We start from the raw sequence: 18732 nt of genomic DNA, 5'->3' as shown, positions 1-18732 counted from the left end.
ACACATCTGAAAATATCGAAAAAGAAACTACAGCCCTAGAATCTGAATAAATAATATCCAAATTAAACACTTATTAGGGTGTGTCCTCATTTGATGTACATATTTCATTCTTCTCATCTATTCAATTAAAATATCTTATATCTTCCTTCTAAAATTAAGTTTTCCAACATGTCACGCAGAGTCATTACTGATGAAATTTGGGCACAAATCCAAAATACCATGCAATTTTATGGCTGCTACCGCTCACGTAATAGCAAAAATATCATGGAAGCCATTTTGTGGAAACTTCGAACAGGTGCGCCTTGGCGTGATATTCCTGAGGATCTTTGTCCATGGCAAACAGCCTACAACCGTTTCAATCGTTGGGCGAGTAAAGGGCTATGGGAGAATTTTTTTTAAAACTACGAGGCATCTTGGATAAAGAATGGGTCTTCATTGACGGAAGCTACATTCGCGCGCATCAGCATGCAAGTGGAGCTCGGCGTGGTGAAGATAGAGCAATTGGAAGATCAAGAGGCGGAGCGACTACAAAGATTCACCTTGCCGTCGATGCGCATGGACATCCGATTGATTTTGAAATCACTGGGGGTGAAGTCCACGACAGTCAAGTTGCAAGTGACTTGATTGAGTTGGTAGGTGAAGCCGACTATTTAATTGCAGATAAAGGTTATGATTCAGAGCATATTCGTGAAGTCGCTCGTAATCATAGGATGACTCCTATTATTCCAAGAAAATCAAACAGCAAAAAACCAAATATAGACTTTGATCACTACCTCTATCGTCTAAGGCATCTTGTTGAAAATGCCTTTGCCCGATTAAAGCATTTTCGTGGTATTGCCACTCGTTTTGAAAAGTTGGCTCGTAATTATAAGTCCATGTTGTTCTTGGCTTGTTTGTTTATTTGGTGCAAAGCCAAATGAGGACACGCCCTAGAAATACTTAATTTATCAAATGTTGATTGCTTTTTTGTCTAAATAATAAACAATAATTAAAAATAACTAATACTATCAATTAAATAAAATCAATTTTGTATCTTGGATTAATACAGTTTAGTTGTTAAATCAGGTATGACGCCACTTTAAAATACTCAGTTTTCACCCGTTTTAAAATTAATTGAGCTTTAATTTTGAGCCTGCAGCTATAAAAAACATCATCAATTAAAGATTATTTTGGCATTTTGCTTAAGTTACGCTTGAATTTTTAGCCCCTGCCCCGATTTCTATAAACAATCATGAAATTTATCAAACTCATGGCAGTTCAGAGTTAACAGAGTTAGAGCTGATGCCAAAGGACTGTACATGTTTAAGAACCCATTTAAACGGAGTAAATCAATGGCGACTGAGCAAAACCAACAAGCTCAAGATCTTGAGCAAGAGCAAACAGAAAACAATACAGCTCAAACTCAGACAGAATCTGAGCAGGCTGAAGTTACCGTTGAATCTTTACAAGCACAAATTGATCAACTTGAAGGCGATCTAAAGCTTGAAAAAGCACGTACTGCAAATGCAGTATATGAAGCACAAAAAAGTGTTGAGCGTATTCAACGTGAATCTGAAAAGCATAAAGATGCTGTACTAGAAAAATTTGCCAAAGAATTGCTCGATACTGTAGATAACCTAGAACGTGCTATTGCTGCGGTAGGTGAAGAAAAAACACCTCTTTCTGAAGGTGTTGAATTAACGCTTAAAGGTCTACTGAATACTTTAGAGAAATTTGGTGTTGTGGTTGTTGATACAGCAAGTGGTTTTAATGCAGATTTACATCAAGCAGTAGGTATTGATCCAAATGCCAAAGCCAATGAAATTGGTACAGTACTGCAAAAAGGCTACAGCCTAAAAGGTCGTTTATTACGTCCTGCAATGGTTATGGTTGGCGCTTAAAGTTAAAAAATTCGAGAGCTTATAAATTTTTTTAATCATTTTACTTGAAAAAAAATGATTGGCTCTCATATCGAATAGCAAGTGAAACATCACAATAGAATTTTTGAGGAAACATCCAAATGGCTAAAATCATTGGTATTGATTTAGGTACAACAAACTCTTGCGTCGCAGTACTTGAAGGCGACACAGTTAAAGTAATCGAAAACGCTGAAGGCGCGCGCACAACTCCATCGATTATTGCGTATAAAGATGGCGAGATTCTTGTGGGTCAATCTGCTAAGCGTCAAGCAGTAACCAATCCAAAAAATACATTGTTCGCGATCAAGCGTTTAATTGGTCGTAAGTACCAAGACCAAGCAGTTCAAAAAGACATCGGTCTTGTACCTTACAAAATCATCAAAGCAGACAATGGTGATGCTTGGGTTGATGTAAACGATAAAAAATTAGCGCCACAACAAATCTCTGCTGAAATCTTGAAAAAGATGAAGAAAACAGCTGAAGATTACCTAGGCGAAACAGTGACTGAAGCGGTAATTACCGTTCCTGCTTACTTCAATGATGCACAACGTCAAGCAACGAAAGATGCAGGTAAAATTGCAGGCTTAGAAGTTAAACGTATCATTAACGAACCTACAGCTGCGGCTTTAGCGTTTGGTATGGACAAAAAAGAAGGCGACCGCAAAATCGCAGTTTACGATTTAGGTGGTGGTACTTTTGACGTATCAATCATTGAAATTGCTGACCTTGATGGCGACCAACAAATCGAAGTGTTATCTACCAACGGTGATACATTCTTAGGTGGTGAAGACTTTGACAACGCGTTAATTGAATTCTTAGTAGAAGAATTCAAGAAAGAGCAAAGCGTAAACTTAAAACAAGATCCGCTTGCACTACAACGTTTAAAAGAAGCTGCTGAGAAAGCGAAGATCGAACTTTCTTCTTCGAATGCAACTGAAATTAACCTTCCATACATCACAGCTGATGCGACTGGTCCTAAACACTTAGTGATCAACGTAACACGTGCCAAATTAGAAGGCTTGGTTGCTGATTTAGTTGAACGTACGATTGAGCCATGTAAGATTGCACTGAAAGATGCTGGTCTTTCAACTTCAGATATCTCTGATGTGATTTTGGTTGGTGGTCAATCTCGTATGCCACTTGTACAACAAAAAGTACAAGAATTCTTTGGTCGCGAGCCACGTAAAGACGTAAACCCTGACGAAGCTGTAGCGATGGGTGCTGGTATTCAAGGTGCGGTACTTTCAGGTGACAAAACTGACGTACTACTTCTTGATGTAACTCCACTTACGCTTGGTATTGAAACCATGGGTGGCGTGTTAACAGCGATCATTGAGAAAAATACGACGATTCCTGCGAAGAAATCTCAAGTGTTCTCAACAGCTGCTGACAACCAACCTGCTGTAGACATTTCGGTTTACCAAGGTGAACGTAAAATGGCGCAGCAAAACAAACTGTTAGGTAACTTCCAATTAGGTGACATTCCACCTGCGCCACGCGGTGTGCCACAAATTGAAGTGTCTTTTGACATCAATGCTGATGGTATCTTAAAAGTATCTGCAAAAGACAAGAGCACAGGTAAAGAGCAATCAATTCAGATTAAAGCAAACTCAGGTTTATCTGATGCTGAAATCGAAGCAATGATTAAAGATGCTGAAGCGAATGCTGAAGAAGACCGTAAATTTGAAGAGCTTGCAAAAGCACGTAATGAAGCAGATGCTTTAGTTGCTTCTTCACAAAAAGCGGTGAAAGACCTTGGCGAACAAGTAACAGCTGATGAAAAAACTGCAGTTGAAACCGCAGTTTCTGAACTTGAAGCTTCTACAAAAGAAAATGATGTAGAAGAGATCAAGGCGAAAACTGAAGCGTTGCAAAACATCATCATGCCGATTACTCAACGTGCCTATGAAGCAGCTCAAGGCCAAGGTGGCGCGCAAGGCTTTGATCCAAATGCATTCGGTGGCGATGCAGGTCAACAAAAAGCAGATGACGGCGTTGTAGATGCTGAATTCAAAGAAGTAAAAGACGACAAAAAATAATTTGTCTGATTAGAAAAAACCGCGCGCAAGCGCGGTTTTTTTTATTTAATGTTGAATATTTTCAGCTAAAGTAACTAAAAAAGAGTATCTATTGTGCTGCGGATTGTTGTTTTACTTGGACTGATGGTTTTTGCTTTAGGCTTGTTTTACCAAAATTTCAATTATCCACACTTAAGATTTGTTCCAATCACTGAGCGTTTGCTTGCACCATTTGATCTACACATTCGTTACCGGATTGGAGAGCTTGATCCACGCTTTGGACTGAGTCACGCTGAGGTAAAACAACTGGCTCTAGAAGCTACTCAAATTTGGCAACAAGCGGATAAAAATATTTTCGTTTATGATCCTGATGCACGCTTAGTTATTGATTTTATTTATGATCAGCGTCAAATACATACTCAAACTCGGCTACAGCAACATGCAGACATTGAACAGCAGCAACAATTGTGGCAACAACGCCATCAGCAACTGCAAACCATGCGACAACAGCTGAGTCAACTAGAACAACAACTTAAACAAAAACAGGATGTACTTAATCAAGCCACAACTTATTATAACCAGCAGGTGCAAGCGATTAATCAACAAGGTGGTGCCTCGCCTGAGCAACGTCATGTCTTGGAACAGCAGCGTCTTTATCTGAGTCAGCAACGACAATTATTTAACCAAGATATTGCCATTCATAGCAGTAAAATTGAAACACTCAACCAAGAAGTGAATCGACTTAATACTTTAAATCAGCAGCTTTCTCAGCAAATTTCAGCTTTTAATCGACAATTTGTAGGCAAGCAATTTGATAAAGGCATTTTCAATGGCAAGCAAATTATTATTTATGAGTTTAGCTCTATCGAAGATTTACGTTTAACCTTGGCACACGAATTTGGCCATGCACTCGGACTTGGCCATCATGATGATCCTTATGGCTTAATGTATCCAATTTTACAAAAGCAAACGCTGGATAATTTTCAGCTCAGTAATGCTGACTTTGCTTTACTAGAATCTAAATTTTAACTATGCAAATTCCTTATTTTTTTTAGGCGTATTTTTTATAATCTAAAACAAATTCAAGCATTTCATGTTATTGTGATGTTTCAATGAGAACAATATATCTTTGGAGCGTCTTGTGAGTTACTACCATATTCTGATTGAAGCCAATGACCATATCAGCACTGTTGAAGAAACTCGCGATATTGAAATCTTCGATATTGTTGAAATCGGCCCATATTTGCACGCCATTTTATTGCCTTACTTGAATGAGCAAATTTTAGAACTTGAAGATGATAATATTGAGTTTAAAGATGTATTGCATTTACAAGTGAAGCAAACCTTGTTGCCAATTAAGGATTTGATTGAAGAAGAACAACGCCAACTCCCAAGCGATACTGATATCACCATGAGCGCTTATGAGATTTTTAATAATCGTAATTTAAGTCAAGATGTGACTACAATTATCTTTGATTTGCTTGACGCTGTTAAATTGACTGATTAAGCCTATATCAAAAAAGGTCTGTAAAAACAGACCTTTTTTTATGTCTCAAAATTAACGCATTACAGCGCGTGCATGATCTTGACGCAAAGCCTGTAAGATCTTCTGCCCTGCTCGACCTGTTTGCGCTAAACCTAAACGTGCTTGCTCAAGCATAATCGCTTTACGGGTTTTATCGCCTATCAAACCATCTGCTGCACCAATATCGTAACCGCGTGCCAACAACATAGTTTGAATTTCACGACGCTCTAGACGTGACGTTCCAGCATCATCAGTTGGCCATGCTTGTGTAAAGCCATTTCCACCTTTGATTCGATCAGATAAATGTGCAATGGCTAAGGCATAGCTTTCGGCAGCATTATAGGCATAAATGGCATCAAAGTTTTTAAACACCAAGAAAACAGGACCGTTAGCACCAGCAGGTGCCATTAAGCCAGCTTGGGACATCGTGGTTAAATTACCTTGCAGTAAAGATGTACCATCAGCACGCACGACACCACGGTCTAGCCAATGTTGTAGAGATTTTTTATTGCGACGCCCTTCATTGCTTATTGACATACCCACAGGTACTTTGACTTCAAAGCCCCATGGCTGCCCTGTTTGCCAACCACGTTTTTTTAAGAAATTGGCTGTAGAAGCTAAAGCATCGGTAGTACTTGAAACTAAATTACGACGACCATCGCCATCAAAATCCACCGCGAGTTCTTCATAAGTGCTTGGCATAAATTGGGTATGTCCAAATGCGCCCGCCCACGAACCTTTTAGTTGCTCATAACTGACATCACCACGTTGTAAAATTCGCATGGCTGCAAAAAACTCACCACGGAAATAACTTTGACGACGTCCCTCACAGCTTAATGTACCCAAAGCTTGCAATAATGGATAACGACCTGAAATATCACCATAGTTACTTTCGACACCCCACACAGCCACCACCACATTTGCTGGTACACCGTAAGCAGCTTCTACACGATTAAGCACAGCCTGATGCTGATTGAGTTTTTGCTGCCCTAATTGCACACGCTCGTCATCCACCAAACCTGATAAGTAATCCCAAATTGGAGTAGAAAACTCAGGCTGATAATTCAGGCGTTCAATTACTGAATAATCGGGGGTCAAATTTTGCCGATAACGATCATACGTTACAGCATGTACGCCTTTAGCAATGGCTTGGCTACGTAAATTATTTAAACAACTTTGAAAATTATTATTTGGATTATAATTTGCCACTGTCGGCGCTGGCGTAACTGAAACAGGCTTGCCATTGATGAGCAAATCAGCTTGAGCCGTCATTGCCAAAGTGACTGCGCCTAAAAGCAAAGCGATGCGCTGCATAAGTTCCCTTTTTTAAATTTAAATTTTATTTACCTTAGCATTTTGATTCAAAAATTAAAGCCATATTGGGTAAATTTAAATTCATTTCAACTATTTAAATTCAAAACCTAATCAAGCACCAAATAAAAAACGAAGTTTTAAATTTAAAAATCAAAAAATAAATCAATATTTTGATTTTTAAGAAATATTTTTTAAATTTATATCATGTAATTTAAATTTGAAGTACCCCTTTTAAAGGGTTTTCTGTTGATAAGTCTATGGATGATTGCGTGGATAAGTATAAAAAATCTGCTTTATAGATATATTTTTTTGTTTTAAATTTAAAAAAATGGTTTAAGTCACTAATAAAAAAATTCTGCGAGAAAAATATAAAACCAAACTGTGTGCCTATCCAAGGATAGCGCATTCTGCATGAGTTTTTTGCATAAAAAAAGCGATCCTCTTAAGAATCACTTTTTTCTTGGACATTGAGCAGCTTAGATGTTCATATCTTCGCTTAATGCTAATGGGTTTGGTAAGATTTTCGCAAGTTGACGGCATAAGGTCGTCAATTGTGCTGTATCGTTTGGCATTAAAGTAATATGACCAATTTTACGACCTTCACATTCTGACTTATTATAAAGATGCAAATGCGCACCTTCTAATGCCAATACATCTTCAGACTTTGGATGCTGACCAATGATATTGACCATCACGGTTGGGCGTACAATCGCAGTAGAACCTAGTGGTAAGCCTGCAACTGCACGGATATGGTTTTCAAATTGTGAACATACCGCACCTTCAATCGACCAATGCCCTGAATTGTGCACACGCGGCGCCATTTCATTGGCATATAGGCCTTTGTCAGTCACAAACAATTCTAAAGTTAATACACCGACGTAATTTAAATGATTTAACAAACGCGTGATGTAATCTTCAGCTACAGGCTGTAAATCGGTGCTGTTTGGCGCAGGCACGATCGAATGCGACAAAATACCATGGTGATGATGATTTTCAGCCAATGGCCAAGTTTTTACTTCACCATTTTGACCACGCACGGCAATAATTGACACTTCACGTGAGAACGTCACAAAACTTTCTGCAATCAGTTCACCCGCAGGGCCTAATTCTGCCCATGCTTGTTCAATTTGATCTGCACTGCGTAATACAAATTGCCCTTTACCATCGTAACCGCCACGTGAAGTTTTCAGTACGATTGGTAAGCCTAAAGTTGCAACTGCAGTATGCAATTCTTCTAAAGAAGTAACCGCTTTATAAGGTGCTACAGGAATTTCGAGTTCATCAAACAAGGCTTTTTCAGATAAGCGATGTTGTGCAATGGCGAGTGCCTGACGTGGTGGATGCAAATCTTTTTGTGCAATTAATGCATCAACATCAGCAAGCGGTGTGTTTTCAAACTCAAGGCTAAATACGTCAGCACTTTGAATAAAGTTTTGTAAACCGTTTGCAGCTTGGGTTGAATACACTTGACCGAGTGCCGCAGATGGACAATCTGTACTTGCTTCAAAAAAGGTACATTTAAGATTAAGTGGCAATGCAGCTTGTGCCATCATGCGACCGAGCTGTCCACCACCAAAAATACCAATGGTTTTGTTCATTAGAGACTGCCCCGTTTTATGCCTGACCCGGAATATTTTTACTCGCGACTTTTTCAGTTTGCGCTGCACGGAAATCTGCTACATTTTTAGCGATATCAGCACGAGTTAAGCCAAGAATTTGCGCTGCCATAATTGCCGCATTGGTTGCACCTGCAGGACCAATTGCCAATGTACCCACTGCAATACCTGCTGGCATTTGTACGATAGATAGCAATGAATCCACACCGTTTAAGATGGATGATTTCACAGGAACACCTAATACAGGTAAATCAGTTTTAGCGGCACACATACCTGGTAAATGTGCTGCGCCACCTGCGCCTGCAATGATCACTTGAATACCACGATCACGCGCTTGTTCTGCATATTCAAATAGACGGTCTGGGGTACGGTGTGCAGAAACAACTTCGGCTTCGAAAGGTACACCAAGCTGCTTAAGCATATTGGCAGTGTGTTCTAAAGTTGCCCAATCTGATTGAGAACCCATGATAATTCCAACTAAAGGAGCATCTTGTGTAGCAGCCGCATTCATTGCAAATATTCCAACTGAAGTAAGGAAAAGACAGATCTTGGATCGGTATCCAAGCTCTTATGAATCAATGTGCATTATAGCCTTAAAATGCCAATGACCAAAATTTAACGCCTAAAGCAAGCGCGGATTTTTAATATTTTTTCCTTAAACTTAGATTTTTTATTAAGAATTAATTTTAGATAAAAATTATTGGCCACGAAACACAAAATAAACGCAGCCGCATAAACACAATGCCGCCCATAGATAATCCAACTTAAACGGTTGCTTAAATAAAAAAATCATAAAAGGCACAAAGACCAATAAAGTTACCACTTCTTGAGTAATTTTCATTTCACCCACTACCCAACCTTGCTGTGCAAGTAACTTCGTGGCTGGAATCATTAAACTATATTCAAACAGCGCAATCATCCAACTCAATAAAATCGCCTGCCACATGGGCGCATCTTGTGGTAAAAATTTTAAATGGCCATACCAAGCCAAAGTCATAAAACAGTTGGCAATAATTAATAACATTAAAGGCAGTAACATGAGTTTTTCTAGCTGGTCAAGAAAGCCTGTAGTGTAATTTTTTTTATTCAGATACTAAATGACTAGCGCGATTTTTTTCATTTTAGCACAACAAGAAAAACTATCTTTTCATCATCAGCCTTGCTATGGTTTGAGACATTCTATTATTCCAACACAGCACTAAGCTTGTGTATAAAACGCACTGGAGTTAAGCGTATGCATCTGCATATTTTGGGTATTTGCGGCACTTTTATGGGCTCGTTGGCACTACTTGCACGCGACCTTGGGCACACGGTGACTGGCTCGGATCAAAATGTTTATCCACCAATGTCGACCCAACTTGAAAATGCAGGCATCACCTTAATGCAAGGCTACGACCGCAGTCATTTACAACCGCATCCTGATTTAGTGATTGTGGGCAATGCCATGAAACGCGGCATTGATGCAATTGAATATATGCTTAATGCAGGTTTACCGTATATTTCAGGGCCACAATTTTTAGCCGACCATGTGCTACAAGGCAAACATGTCTTAGGCGTGGCAGGCACACATGGTAAGACGACTACCACCACGATGCTCGCTTGGGTACTGGATCAAGCAGGTTTAGAACCCGGCTTTTTAATTGGTGGTGTACCGCTTGGTTTTTCACAAAGCGCACGTTTAGGGGCGGGTAAATATTTTTGTGTAGAAGCCGATGAATATGATTCCGCTTTTTTTGATAAGCGTTCTAAGTTCGTGCATTACCATCCTAAAACGGCCATTTTAAATAACTTAGAATTTGACCATGCCGATATCTTTGATGATCTAGCGGCCATTCAAAAACAATTCTATCATTTAGTGCGTACCATTCCATCTGAAGGTCGCATTATTGCTCCCATTACCGAAACTAATATTGATGAAGTCCTCGAGATGGGTTGTTGGACACCTGTAGTCCGTACCTCTTTAGATGCTAACCCAAAATCTCAATTGTATGCTGAACAATTAGCAGCAGATGGTTCACACTTTAAAGTGATACAACACGGCGTTATTAAAGGTGAAGTAAAGTGGAATATGACAGGGCAGCACAGTGTTGCCAATGCCTTAGCGACCATTGCTGCAGCTGAACATGTCGGTGTATCAATTGAAGTGGCGTGTGAAGCCTTATCTAATTTTGGTGGTGTAAAACGCCGTATGGAATTACTGGGCACTGTACGCGGCATTGAAGTCTATGATGACTTTGCCCATCATCCAACCGCGATTGACACAACACTTGAGGGTGCACGCAAACGTTTAGGCGAACGTAAACTTTGGGCGATTATTGAACCGCGCTCCAACACCATGCGTATGGGCAGTCATAAAGATGGCTTGGCACATTCAGCCCGCCTTGCTGATGAAGTGATCTGGTATCAACCTGAAGGTTTAGATTGGGATTTACAACCGGTGATTAATGCTGCGACTAATCAAGCACAAATTGCTCGCTCATTAGACGACATTATTAACAAAATTAGCCAAGAAGCAGGCGAGGGCGACGCCGTGGTGATTATGTCGAATGGCGGTTTTGGGGGCTTACATCAAAAACTTATCACAGCGTTAAAGGCTTAAAACTAAAATGATTGAACAGCCCGCCACTGCGGGCTTTTTTTTATGTATGAAAATTGCTGAATTTAGACAGAATGTCACTTTTATTTGTTAGTCTAAAGTCTGTCTATAAAATATACAAAAAGGATAATCACAATGACAACAATGAAAGCCATGGTGTATTACGGCGAAAATGATATTCGTTTTGAAGAACGTGCCAAGCCACAAATTTTAGCGCCAACAGATGCCGTGATTAAACTGACCAAAGTCACCATTTGTGGTACAGATTTAGGCATTTGGAAAGGTAAGAATCCTGAAATTGAACAAACTGCCATTGAAAAAGAAGGTTCTTTTAATGGACGTATTCTTGGGCATGAAGGTATTGGAATTGTTGAAGAGGTTGGTTCAGCGGTCAAGAATTTTAAACAAGGTGACAAGGTCATTGTCTCTTGTGTCAGCCGCTGTGGGACCTGTGAAAATTGTCAAAAACAATTGTATGCACATTGCCGCAACGAAGGCGGTTGGATTATGGGCTATATGATTGATGGCACGCATGCCGAATATGTACGCACCCCATTTGCCGATACTTCACTGTATTTATTACCTGAAGATTTAAATGAAGATGTTGCTGTATTCTTATCTGACATTCTACCCACTTCACATGAAATTGGTGTGCAATATGGCGATGTCAAACCGGGGGACAATATTGCCATTGTTGGTGCAGGCCCAATTGGTATGAGCTGTTTACTCACTGCGCAGTTTTATTCACCTGCCAATATTATTATGGTGGATATGGACGATAATCGCCTTGAGTTTGCCAAAAACATTGGTGCAACTCATACCGTCAATTCAAGTAAAGAAGATGCCATCCAACGTATTTTAGAGATTACCGATGGACGTGGTGTCGATTGTGCCATTGAAGCGGTAGGCGTTGAACCCACATGGAATATTTGCCAACATGTAGTTAAAGAAGGAGGGCACATTGCCAATGTCGGTGTGCATGGTAAAGCTGTAAACTTTGAACTGAATAAGCTTTGGATTAAAAACCTCACTATTACCACAGGCTTGGTCAATGCCAATACCACAGGAATGCTATTAAAAACATGCTGCTCAGGTAAATTGCCATTAGACAAGTTGGCCACGCATCATTTTAAATTTGCAGATTTTGAAAAGGCCTATGATGTGTTTAAGCATGCTGCCGATGAAAAAGCCATGAAAGTCATGATTGATATTTAATTCCAATCATTCAATAAAAGGCCTGCTTATGCAGGCTTTTTTTATGCAGCAACATCGTTAAATGCGGTTGGCTCACGTTTAAACATCACCACCACATAAGAACAAGTGGGTACAATTTTGACAGATTTTTCACGGGCAAAATCAGCCAAATGATCAAGTAATTTGCGTGCCACACCTTGACCACGTAATGAATCATCTACCCATGTATGATCGGCTATAATGGTTTGATCATCACGCCATAGATAACTAATTTCAGCGATGCGTTGGCCTGCATCATTATTTAAAAAGAATTCACCTTTTGTTGCATTATCTTGATGTTCAAAGTTCATACTTGATCCTATTTTTATGCTGTTCAATTACTTTAACATATGTACTTAACTACTTAAGCGATAAAAAGACCATGTGCTTTTACGCAATATATACACGCTCAGCACAGCATAAAAATTGTGCTTGATATTAAAATATGGCATACTGGACACATATTTAAGCCTCGCTTAAAACAAAATTTATTTGAACAAGGGGAGTAGCCTCCTCCAAACCATAATTGTTATTGAGTTATGGTGTCAGACTATCGTCATTACACTTTGCAAAAAGTCGGTATCTGAGCATCTTAGAGTTTAAGATGTAGGCAAGACCTTGATCATGTTGTTATAGACAAATTGTGTCTGGCAACTGGTCAAGGTTTTTTTATGGCCGATTGCTAGATGTGGAGAATACACATGGAAACTATCGGCAATACATGGTTGTACTTAGCCTTCTTTGGCTTAGTCACCATTATGCTTATTATTGACTTTTTAGGCTTTCGCCAAACCCAAGGTCAAGACGTTAAAATTAAAACTGCTGCGTATTGGAGTATTGCTTGGGTCTCGGTTGCCGCACTATTTGGTGGCGGACTGTGGCTGTACTTACAACAAACCGCAGGTGTTACCATTGCCAACGCTAAAGTAATGGAATACTTTGCAGGTTATTTACTGGAAAAATCACTTGCCGTTGATAACGTATTTGTTTGGCTGATGATCTTTGCCGCTTTTGCTATTCCACCTGCCTTACAACGTCAATTACTGCTGTATGGTGTATTGGGCGCGATTATTTTACGTACCATCTTCATTTTTATTGGCGCATGGTTTGTACAAGAATTCTCTTGGGTACTGTATATCTTTGGTGCGTTCTTGGTCTATACCGGCTTCAAGTTCTTAAAAGGGCAGGACGAAGAAGAAACCAATATCGAAGATATGGCGATCTTAAAATTCTTACGTAAGCGTATGCGTATTACCCCACAAATGCATGGCGATAAATTCTTTGTGCGCCAAAATGGTGTGTTATGGGCAACGCCATTGTTTTTGGTGTTAATTTTAGTTGAAGCATCAGACGTTATTTTTGCAGTCGATTCTATCCCTGCAATCTTTGCGGTAACCTCAGATCCGTTTATTGTACTTACAGCCAATTTAATGGCAATTTTAGGTCTACGTGCCATGTTCTTCTTGCTCTCTGGCGCAGCATCTAAAATGCATTACTTGCCTTATGGTTTAGGCATTATCTTGTTGTTTATCGGCTTTAAGATGCTAATGCTTGATGTATTCCATATGCCAATTTGGATTTCGTTAAGCTTTATTGTGATCGTGCTTGCTGTAACTGCATGGTTATCGGTTCGTCACAGTAAACGTCAAGAATTATCATAAGTCTGCCTCTAAAAAGCCCGACACTGTTCGGGCTTTTTTAATGGAAAAATCTTCTATTTTGAGCATAAACGTGCTGTACTTTAATTGAGCAAATACCTATGCTTGATGTTTCTAAATTAAAAATTTAAACACAAGGGTTAAGCCAATGCGCAGCAAAACATTAACGTTGGTCGTTGTACCTGTATTATTGGCTGCCTGTAGCAACTCTGGTCGTTTACAACAAGATGTTTATAATGATCAATACAACTGTAGCCAAGATTGGGATCGTAATTTGTGCGAGCCTTATAACAGCACCAGTTCCTATCAAACCGCATCTAGCAATTATCAAATTTTTTATATTGGTCCACAGTATTACAGCAATAACCGTAAAGTGAAATATTTAGGGCGTACCTTAACTGCCACAGGTTCACGTCATATTCATCAACCGGTATTTTCCCAACAGGTTTTTAAACAAGCCAAATCTAAACCCATTCGCCGTGGTGGTTTTGGTCGTTCAACAGGTGGTTCATCTTTTGGAGGCTAAAGCATGAAACGAGTCATTTTACCCGCCCGTGATGATTGGCAAGCGCAGCATCGTGCTATTGGTTTTGATTATTTTGACTTGGCTTCACGTGATGGCTCGATGTATTGGTCAGAAGGTGTAGCCTACGAGTTTAGTTTAAAAGAAATTGAACGTCTTGAAGATGCCAGCAATGAACTGCATGCCATGTGTTTAGACGTTGTGGCAGATTTGGTCAAACGTGGCAACTATCCTGATTATTTTCATCTTCCGCGCGCAGCAATTGCTTGTATTGAAGACTCTTGGCGTAAACAAAGCCCAATGTTGTATGGTCGTTTTGATTTTGCTTATGATGGTCAAAACATCAAAATGCTAGAATACAATGCCGATACCCCTACAGGCTTATTAGAAGCCTCTGTGGCGCAGTGGCATTGGTTAGAACAAGTGGCCCATATTCCCAATCGCAATCAATTTAATAGTATTCACGAAGCTTTAATTGCACGCTGGCAACAGTTATATGTGCAAGGGCAGCATGTACATTTTACCGCCTGCCAAACAGCAGGTCGTGAAGATTGGGGTAATTTAGAATACTTAATGGACACTGCTTTTCAAGCCGGCTTAAATGTTCATGAATTGTCTATTGAAAATATGGGTTGGGATGAACGCAATTTTGTAGATTTAGCCGAACAACCTATCTCGCATTTGTTTAAGCTTTATCCTTGGGAGTGGCTATGGCAAGAAGAATTTGGTGCTTTTATTCGACCTGATGTTGACATAGATTGGATTGAACCGTGTTGGAAAATGCTATTATCCAATAAAGCCATTTTAGTGGAATTATGGCAACGTCATCCACATCATCCATTGCTGGCAGAAACCCATGTCTATGATCCCAAGCAAAATTATCAAGGCAAATGGGCACGTAAACCCATCTTATCGCGTGAAGGTGCCAATATTCATATTGTGCAAAATAACCTAGATTGTGGTGCAGCATCGGGTAGTTTTCATTTTGCCGAATATGACCAAGCTGGTTATGTTATGCAGCGTTGGGTAAAAACCCCATTGCATGATGGCATGTTACCGACTTTGGGTTTATGGATGGTCGGAGATGAATGTCACGGCATGTCATTACGTGAAGATGTGTTTGATGTGATTGGCAACGACGCACATTTTGCAGCGCATTATTTTGTGGAATAAAAAAGTGGCTAAAGCCACTTTTTTTAAATGGTATGTGCAGCAACACGGCGCATATAAAATACTAAACGGGTAAAAAATAAAATTTGTAAAAATACAGTAAAGGCTGAAATTGCCCATTCATACCACGCATCAAAAGCTGTGCCTTCTAGGTTTAAAGCAAAATATAAGCTTAATAAGATCGCGCCAAACACAATCCCTGCAACCGTGGTCTGCACCAAAATTGGAAAGGACAATGCCGTGATACGCCCCATAAAGTGCTCACCTTGATCGCCACCATTGGCACGATAAGCAGCTTGAATACCCAGTGCCATAATCACTAAAGTGACCAAGCCTTCAACTGCAATTACATTGACATTAAAATATGGTGAATACATACCGTAGTAATACACCACAGACACCAATAAAGCGGTCATGAGATAATAATTTTTATAATGCTTTTTCTCTAAGGTATTGGCAGAGAGTTCATGGGCGAGTGCTTTGGTCTTCCAAAAGTACATAGAGATCTTGGCTCAAATTTGATTAATTTTCACACTTTACGCACTTGCGCTCAAAAGATAAAGGGCAAAAGTTGCCTTTTCATTTGGCAAAGAATTTGCATCTAGATAATGGTCATCATTTTATTTAAGAAGTCCATTATGAATGCCATCATCCCAACCTTGCAGCCTTTTGATCAACCATGTCACAGTCAATTTGATGCTGCTGATTGGCAAATTTTAGCGCAGCATTGGTATCCTGTAGCGCGTGTAGAAGACGTTAGCATGCAACCACAACGCGTCACGCTGCTTGATGTGAATATGGCGCTGTATCAAACTCAAAGTGGTGCTATTCACTTAGTACGCGATATTTGTCCACATCGCGGTGTACCATTAAGTAAAGGGTGGGTTAAAGATGAAAATATTATCTGTCCTTATCATGGGCTGCATTATGGTGCTGATGGTCAATGCAATAAAATTCCTGCTCAGCCTGATTTAAAAAAAATTTCAGAGCGTTTTCGTTTAACTAAATTTCCTGTACTTGAACGTTATGGCTTAATTTGGACCAGTCTTTTTGCTCGTGATGTACAAAGTGCCAATATTGCTGTGCTAGACACGTGGCAACAGCCCGAACATCAAGCGATTTTGCCACCTTTTGTTGATATTGCAGGTTCTAGTGGCCGCCAACTTGAAGGTTTTATTGATGTGGCACATTTTGCTTGGGTACACCATCAAGCTTTTGCACAACGTGAGCAAGCTGTGGTGCCAAAGTATCACACTGAACGTACCCATTATGGTTTAAAAAGTGTCTATGTGAGTGAGGTGAGTAACTATCCACACGGTTTACAACATCTTGCACCTGAGGGTTTTAAATGGACACGTACCTTTGAAGTTTATCCACCATTTAGTGCCGTTTTAACTGTAGATTTTCCCAACAATGGCGTACTAAAAATCTTAAATGCATGTTGCCCTGTATCACACAATAAAACTCGTTTGTTTGTGCCACTCACGCGTAACTTTGACCAAACTGGGGATTTACAAGCAGTCCATGATTTTAATGCACAGATTTTTGCTGAAGATCAAGCCATGGTCGAGGCACAAAAACCAGAGGAATTACCACTCGATTTAATGATGGAAGCGCATTTTGAAGCCGACCGTTCATCGACCATGTATCGCCGTATTTTGGCAGAATGGGGACTGAGTAAACGTTATACAGTTTAAGCTATTTATATTGGGTACAATCAATTGAAAAAATAAAACTCGCAGGTTAAAAATGTCTTCTGTAGTTGCAATGACAGCGATTCGTGGTCGCTTTCTTGATATTAAGAATACAGTTGCCCAAGCACGTGAAATTCACGACCAAGTGCGATATGTAGAAGATGGTTTACTCATCACAAAAAATGGTCAGATTGATTATTTTGGTTCATGGCAAGCAGGGCAGCATTTAATTGGCCCAGATGTTAAAGTTGAACATTACCCCGAACAATTGATTGTACCGGGCTTTATTGATACGCATATTCATTTTCCACAAACTGAAATGATTGGTGCTTATGGTGAGCAACTACTTGAATGGCTCAATACTTATACCTTCCCAACAGAATTGCAGTTTAAAGATGCCGAATATTCTAAACAAATTGCGCAATTTTTTATTCAAGAATTACTTAAAAATGGCACCACTACAGCTTTAGTCTTTGCCACAGTACATCCTGAATCGGTCAACGCTTTATTTGAAGCTGCAACTGCTCAAAACATGCGTATGATTGCTGGTAAAGTGCTGATGGATCGTCACGCACCAGAAAACCTGTGTGATACAGCGCAAACGGGCTATTATGATTCAAAAACATTAATTGAAAAATGGCATGGGAAAGGACGTAATTTATATGCAATTACCCCACGTTTTGCACCCACATCAACCCAAGAGCAACTCAGCAAAGCAGGGCAATTAAAAGCTGAATATCCTGATGTATACGTACACACACATTTAAGTGAGAATAAAAATGAAATTGCTTGGGTAAAAGAATTATTTCCTGAGCAAAATGGCTATTTAGATGTCTATCATCATTTTGGCTTAACGGGTTCAAAATCAGTGTTTGCCCATTGCGTACATTTAGAAGAACATGAATGGCAATGTATGCATGATACCGATTCTGCAATTGCCTTTTGCCCAACCTCTAATCTATTTTTAGGCAGTGGCTTATTTCCATTGCATACAGCATGGGAAAAACAAGTCAAAGTTGGTTTAGGGAGTGATGTTGGTGCAGGTACTTCATTTAACCAACTACAAACCTTAAACGAAGCCTATAAAGTGCAGCAATTACAAGGCAATAAACTCTCTGCTTTTGAAGCCCTGTATCACGCCACCTTAGGCAGTGCCAAAGCTTTAAGTTTAGAAGACAAATTAGGTAACTTTAATTTGGGTAAAGAAGCTGATTTTGTGGTACTGGATTTAAATGCCACCGCGCTACAGCGTTTGCGTCAAAGCCGTGCCAAAAATATTGAGGACGCTTTATTTGCACTCATCACCATGGGCGATGATCGTAATATTGCCGCCACTTATGTGTTTGGTGAATGCGTGTATCATCAGTCTTCAACAAAATAAGTGTCAAGTTTGCATAGTTTTGGTTTACATTTTCAACACTAAAACGGATGCAACAACGCGTAAGATGTTTTAAAATTAGTACATGTTTTGGGGTGTTGCAGGTCAA

At 39.7% G+C, this 18732-nt stretch carries 18 protein-coding genes; 12 read left to right on the top strand and 6 right to left on the bottom strand.

The annotated features are described in order from the left end of the window. Window positions 1–168 precede the first annotated feature (168 nt). The 5 genes from Q0017_RS10850 to Q0017_RS10830 all read left to right on the top strand — a co-directional run bounded on the left by Q0017_RS10850 (window position 169) and on the right by Q0017_RS10830 (window position 5423). A protein-coding gene (locus Q0017_RS10850; RefSeq protein ID WP_298146572.1) for an IS5 family transposase occupies window positions 169–920 on the top strand; the annotation gives its coding sequence in 2 pieces (ribosomal slippage) (window positions 169–385 and window positions 385–920; 753 coding nt in all). Between the two features lie 411 nt (window positions 921–1331). Further along, window positions 1332–1880, top strand: coding sequence for a nucleotide exchange factor GrpE (grpE, locus tag Q0017_RS10845; protein WP_297427252.1), 549 nt, complete (start codon window positions 1332–1334; stop codon window positions 1878–1880). A gap of 119 nt (window positions 1881–1999) precedes the next feature. Continuing rightward, window positions 2000–3937, top strand: a complete 1938-nt coding sequence (gene dnaK, locus Q0017_RS10840; RefSeq protein ID WP_297427255.1) for a molecular chaperone DnaK — start codon at window positions 2000–2002, stop codon at window positions 3935–3937. Between the two features lie 93 nt (window positions 3938–4030). After that, window positions 4031–4945 (top strand): matrixin family metalloprotease, encoded by a 915-nt coding sequence (locus Q0017_RS10835; protein WP_297427259.1) that lies wholly within the window; start codon window positions 4031–4033, stop codon window positions 4943–4945. A gap of 112 nt (window positions 4946–5057) precedes the next feature. Continuing rightward, window positions 5058–5423: a hypothetical protein gene (locus tag Q0017_RS10830; protein WP_297427262.1), complete on the top strand. Its 366-nt coding sequence runs from the start codon at window positions 5058–5060 to the stop codon at window positions 5421–5423. 51 nt (window positions 5424–5474) lie between these two features. Here the strand turns inward: Q0017_RS10830 and Q0017_RS10825 are convergent, their stop codons facing one another. From Q0017_RS10825 to Q0017_RS10810, 4 genes are all read right to left on the bottom strand, one after another. Beyond that, entirely contained in the window at window positions 5475–6755 is a 1281-nt protein-coding gene (locus Q0017_RS10825; RefSeq protein WP_297427265.1) for a lytic murein transglycosylase, read from the bottom strand. A 476-nt stretch (window positions 6756–7231) separates the two neighbouring features. Continuing rightward, window positions 7232–8353 carry a 5-(carboxyamino)imidazole ribonucleotide synthase gene (locus Q0017_RS10820; RefSeq protein ID WP_297427268.1) on the bottom strand — a complete coding sequence of 374 codons (1122 nt, stop codon included), beginning with the start codon at window positions 8351–8353 and terminating at the stop codon, window positions 7232–7234. Window positions 8354–8369: 16 nt separating this feature from the next. Continuing rightward, window positions 8370–8882 (bottom strand): 5-(carboxyamino)imidazole ribonucleotide mutase, encoded by a 513-nt coding sequence (purE, locus tag Q0017_RS10815; protein ID WP_297427270.1) that lies wholly within the window; start codon window positions 8880–8882, stop codon window positions 8370–8372. 186 nt (window positions 8883–9068) lie between these two features. Next, the gene (locus Q0017_RS10810; RefSeq protein ID WP_298146566.1) at window positions 9069–9410 is read right to left on the bottom strand and encodes a DMT family protein; all 342 of its coding nucleotides are present in this window, start codon (window positions 9408–9410) and stop codon (window positions 9069–9071) included. A gap of 195 nt (window positions 9411–9605) precedes the next feature. Here Q0017_RS10810 and mpl point away from each other — a divergent pair, with 195 nt between their 5' ends. Both mpl and Q0017_RS10800 read left to right on the top strand, forming a co-directional pair. Continuing rightward, entirely contained in the window at window positions 9606–10970 is a 1365-nt protein-coding gene (mpl, locus tag Q0017_RS10805) for a UDP-N-acetylmuramate:L-alanyl-gamma-D-glutamyl-meso-diaminopimelate ligase (RefSeq protein WP_297427275.1), read from the top strand. Window positions 10971–11102: 132 nt separating this feature from the next. Continuing rightward, window positions 11103–12182, top strand: coding sequence for a zinc-dependent alcohol dehydrogenase family protein (locus tag Q0017_RS10800; RefSeq protein WP_297427277.1), 1080 nt, complete (start codon window positions 11103–11105; stop codon window positions 12180–12182). A gap of 41 nt (window positions 12183–12223) precedes the next feature. On the opposite strand, the gene Q0017_RS10795 is transcribed toward Q0017_RS10800, so the two are convergent. Next, on the bottom strand, window positions 12224–12511 hold the full coding sequence (locus tag Q0017_RS10795; protein ID WP_297427280.1) for a GNAT family N-acetyltransferase: 288 nt from the start codon (window positions 12509–12511) through the stop codon (window positions 12224–12226). 390 nt (window positions 12512–12901) lie between these two features. Between Q0017_RS10795 and Q0017_RS10790 the strand changes: the two genes are divergently transcribed. From Q0017_RS10790 to Q0017_RS10780, 3 genes are all read left to right on the top strand, one after another. After that, entirely contained in the window at window positions 12902–13861 is a 960-nt protein-coding gene (locus tag Q0017_RS10790) for a TerC family protein (RefSeq protein ID WP_297427282.1), read from the top strand. Window positions 13862–14006: 145 nt separating this feature from the next. Further along, a complete protein-coding gene (locus Q0017_RS10785) occupies window positions 14007–14384 on the top strand; it encodes a hypothetical protein (RefSeq protein ID WP_298146562.1) in 378 nt (125 codons plus the stop codon). Between the two features lie 3 nt (window positions 14385–14387). Further along, window positions 14388–15554: a glutathionylspermidine synthase family protein gene (locus Q0017_RS10780; RefSeq protein WP_298146560.1), complete on the top strand. Its 1167-nt coding sequence runs from the start codon at window positions 14388–14390 to the stop codon at window positions 15552–15554. Window positions 15555–15577: 23 nt separating this feature from the next. Here the strand turns inward: Q0017_RS10780 and Q0017_RS10775 are convergent, their stop codons facing one another. Then, window positions 15578–16051 carry a hypothetical protein gene (locus tag Q0017_RS10775; protein ID WP_297427291.1) on the bottom strand — a complete coding sequence of 158 codons (474 nt, stop codon included), beginning with the start codon at window positions 16049–16051 and terminating at the stop codon, window positions 15578–15580. Window positions 16052–16189: 138 nt separating this feature from the next. On the opposite strand from Q0017_RS10775, the gene Q0017_RS10770 reads away from it, so the two are divergent. Both Q0017_RS10770 and guaD read left to right on the top strand, forming a co-directional pair. Further along, on the top strand, window positions 16190–17248 hold the full coding sequence (locus Q0017_RS10770; protein WP_298146557.1) for an aromatic ring-hydroxylating dioxygenase subunit alpha: 1059 nt from the start codon (window positions 16190–16192) through the stop codon (window positions 17246–17248). 52 nt (window positions 17249–17300) lie between these two features. Then, a complete protein-coding gene (gene guaD, locus Q0017_RS10765; RefSeq protein ID WP_297427297.1) occupies window positions 17301–18626 on the top strand; it encodes a guanine deaminase in 1326 nt (441 codons plus the stop codon). Window positions 18627–18732 lie beyond the last annotated feature (106 nt).

The sequence above is a fragment of the uncultured Acinetobacter sp. genome, from assembly GCF_947624825.1.
Classification (GTDB): domain Bacteria; phylum Pseudomonadota; class Gammaproteobacteria; order Pseudomonadales; family Moraxellaceae; genus Acinetobacter.
The sequence above is the reverse complement of the archived record's forward strand: the minus strand, read 5'-3'. Positions and strand labels throughout refer to the sequence as shown.

Bases quoted from the DNA above. Each gene is read 5' to 3' on its own strand.
- grpE (WP_297427252.1), top strand. From the start codon at position 1,332: ATGGCGACTGAGCAAAACCAACAAGCTCAAGATCTTGAGCAAGAGCAA.
- dnaK (WP_297427255.1), top strand. From the start codon at position 2,000: ATGGCTAAAATCATTGGTATTGATTTAGGTACAACAAACTCTTGCGTC.
- Q0017_RS10825 (WP_297427265.1), bottom strand. From the start codon at position 6,755: ATGCAGCGCATCGCTTTGCTTTTAGGCGCAGTCACTTTGGCAATGACG.
- Q0017_RS10820 (WP_297427268.1), bottom strand. From the start codon at position 8,353: ATGAACAAAACCATTGGTATTTTTGGTGGTGGACAGCTCGGTCGCATG.
- purE (WP_297427270.1), bottom strand. From the start codon at position 8,882: ATGAATGCGGCTGCTACACAAGATGCTCCTTTAGTTGGAATTATCATG.
- Q0017_RS10810 (WP_298146566.1), bottom strand. From the start codon at position 9,410: ATGTTACTGCCTTTAATGTTATTAATTATTGCCAACTGTTTTATGACT.
- mpl (WP_297427275.1), top strand. From the start codon at position 9,606: ATGCATCTGCATATTTTGGGTATTTGCGGCACTTTTATGGGCTCGTTG.
- Q0017_RS10800 (WP_297427277.1), top strand. From the start codon at position 11,103: ATGACAACAATGAAAGCCATGGTGTATTACGGCGAAAATGATATTCGT.
- Q0017_RS10795 (WP_297427280.1), bottom strand. From the start codon at position 12,511: ATGAACTTTGAACATCAAGATAATGCAACAAAAGGTGAATTCTTTTTA.
- Q0017_RS10790 (WP_297427282.1), top strand. From the start codon at position 12,902: ATGGAAACTATCGGCAATACATGGTTGTACTTAGCCTTCTTTGGCTTA.
- Q0017_RS10785 (WP_298146562.1), top strand. From the start codon at position 14,007: ATGCGCAGCAAAACATTAACGTTGGTCGTTGTACCTGTATTATTGGCT.
- Q0017_RS10780 (WP_298146560.1), top strand. From the start codon at position 14,388: ATGAAACGAGTCATTTTACCCGCCCGTGATGATTGGCAAGCGCAGCAT.
- Q0017_RS10775 (WP_297427291.1), bottom strand. From the start codon at position 16,051: ATGTACTTTTGGAAGACCAAAGCACTCGCCCATGAACTCTCTGCCAAT.
- Q0017_RS10770 (WP_298146557.1), top strand. From the start codon at position 16,190: ATGAATGCCATCATCCCAACCTTGCAGCCTTTTGATCAACCATGTCAC.
- guaD (WP_297427297.1), top strand. From the start codon at position 17,301: ATGTCTTCTGTAGTTGCAATGACAGCGATTCGTGGTCGCTTTCTTGAT.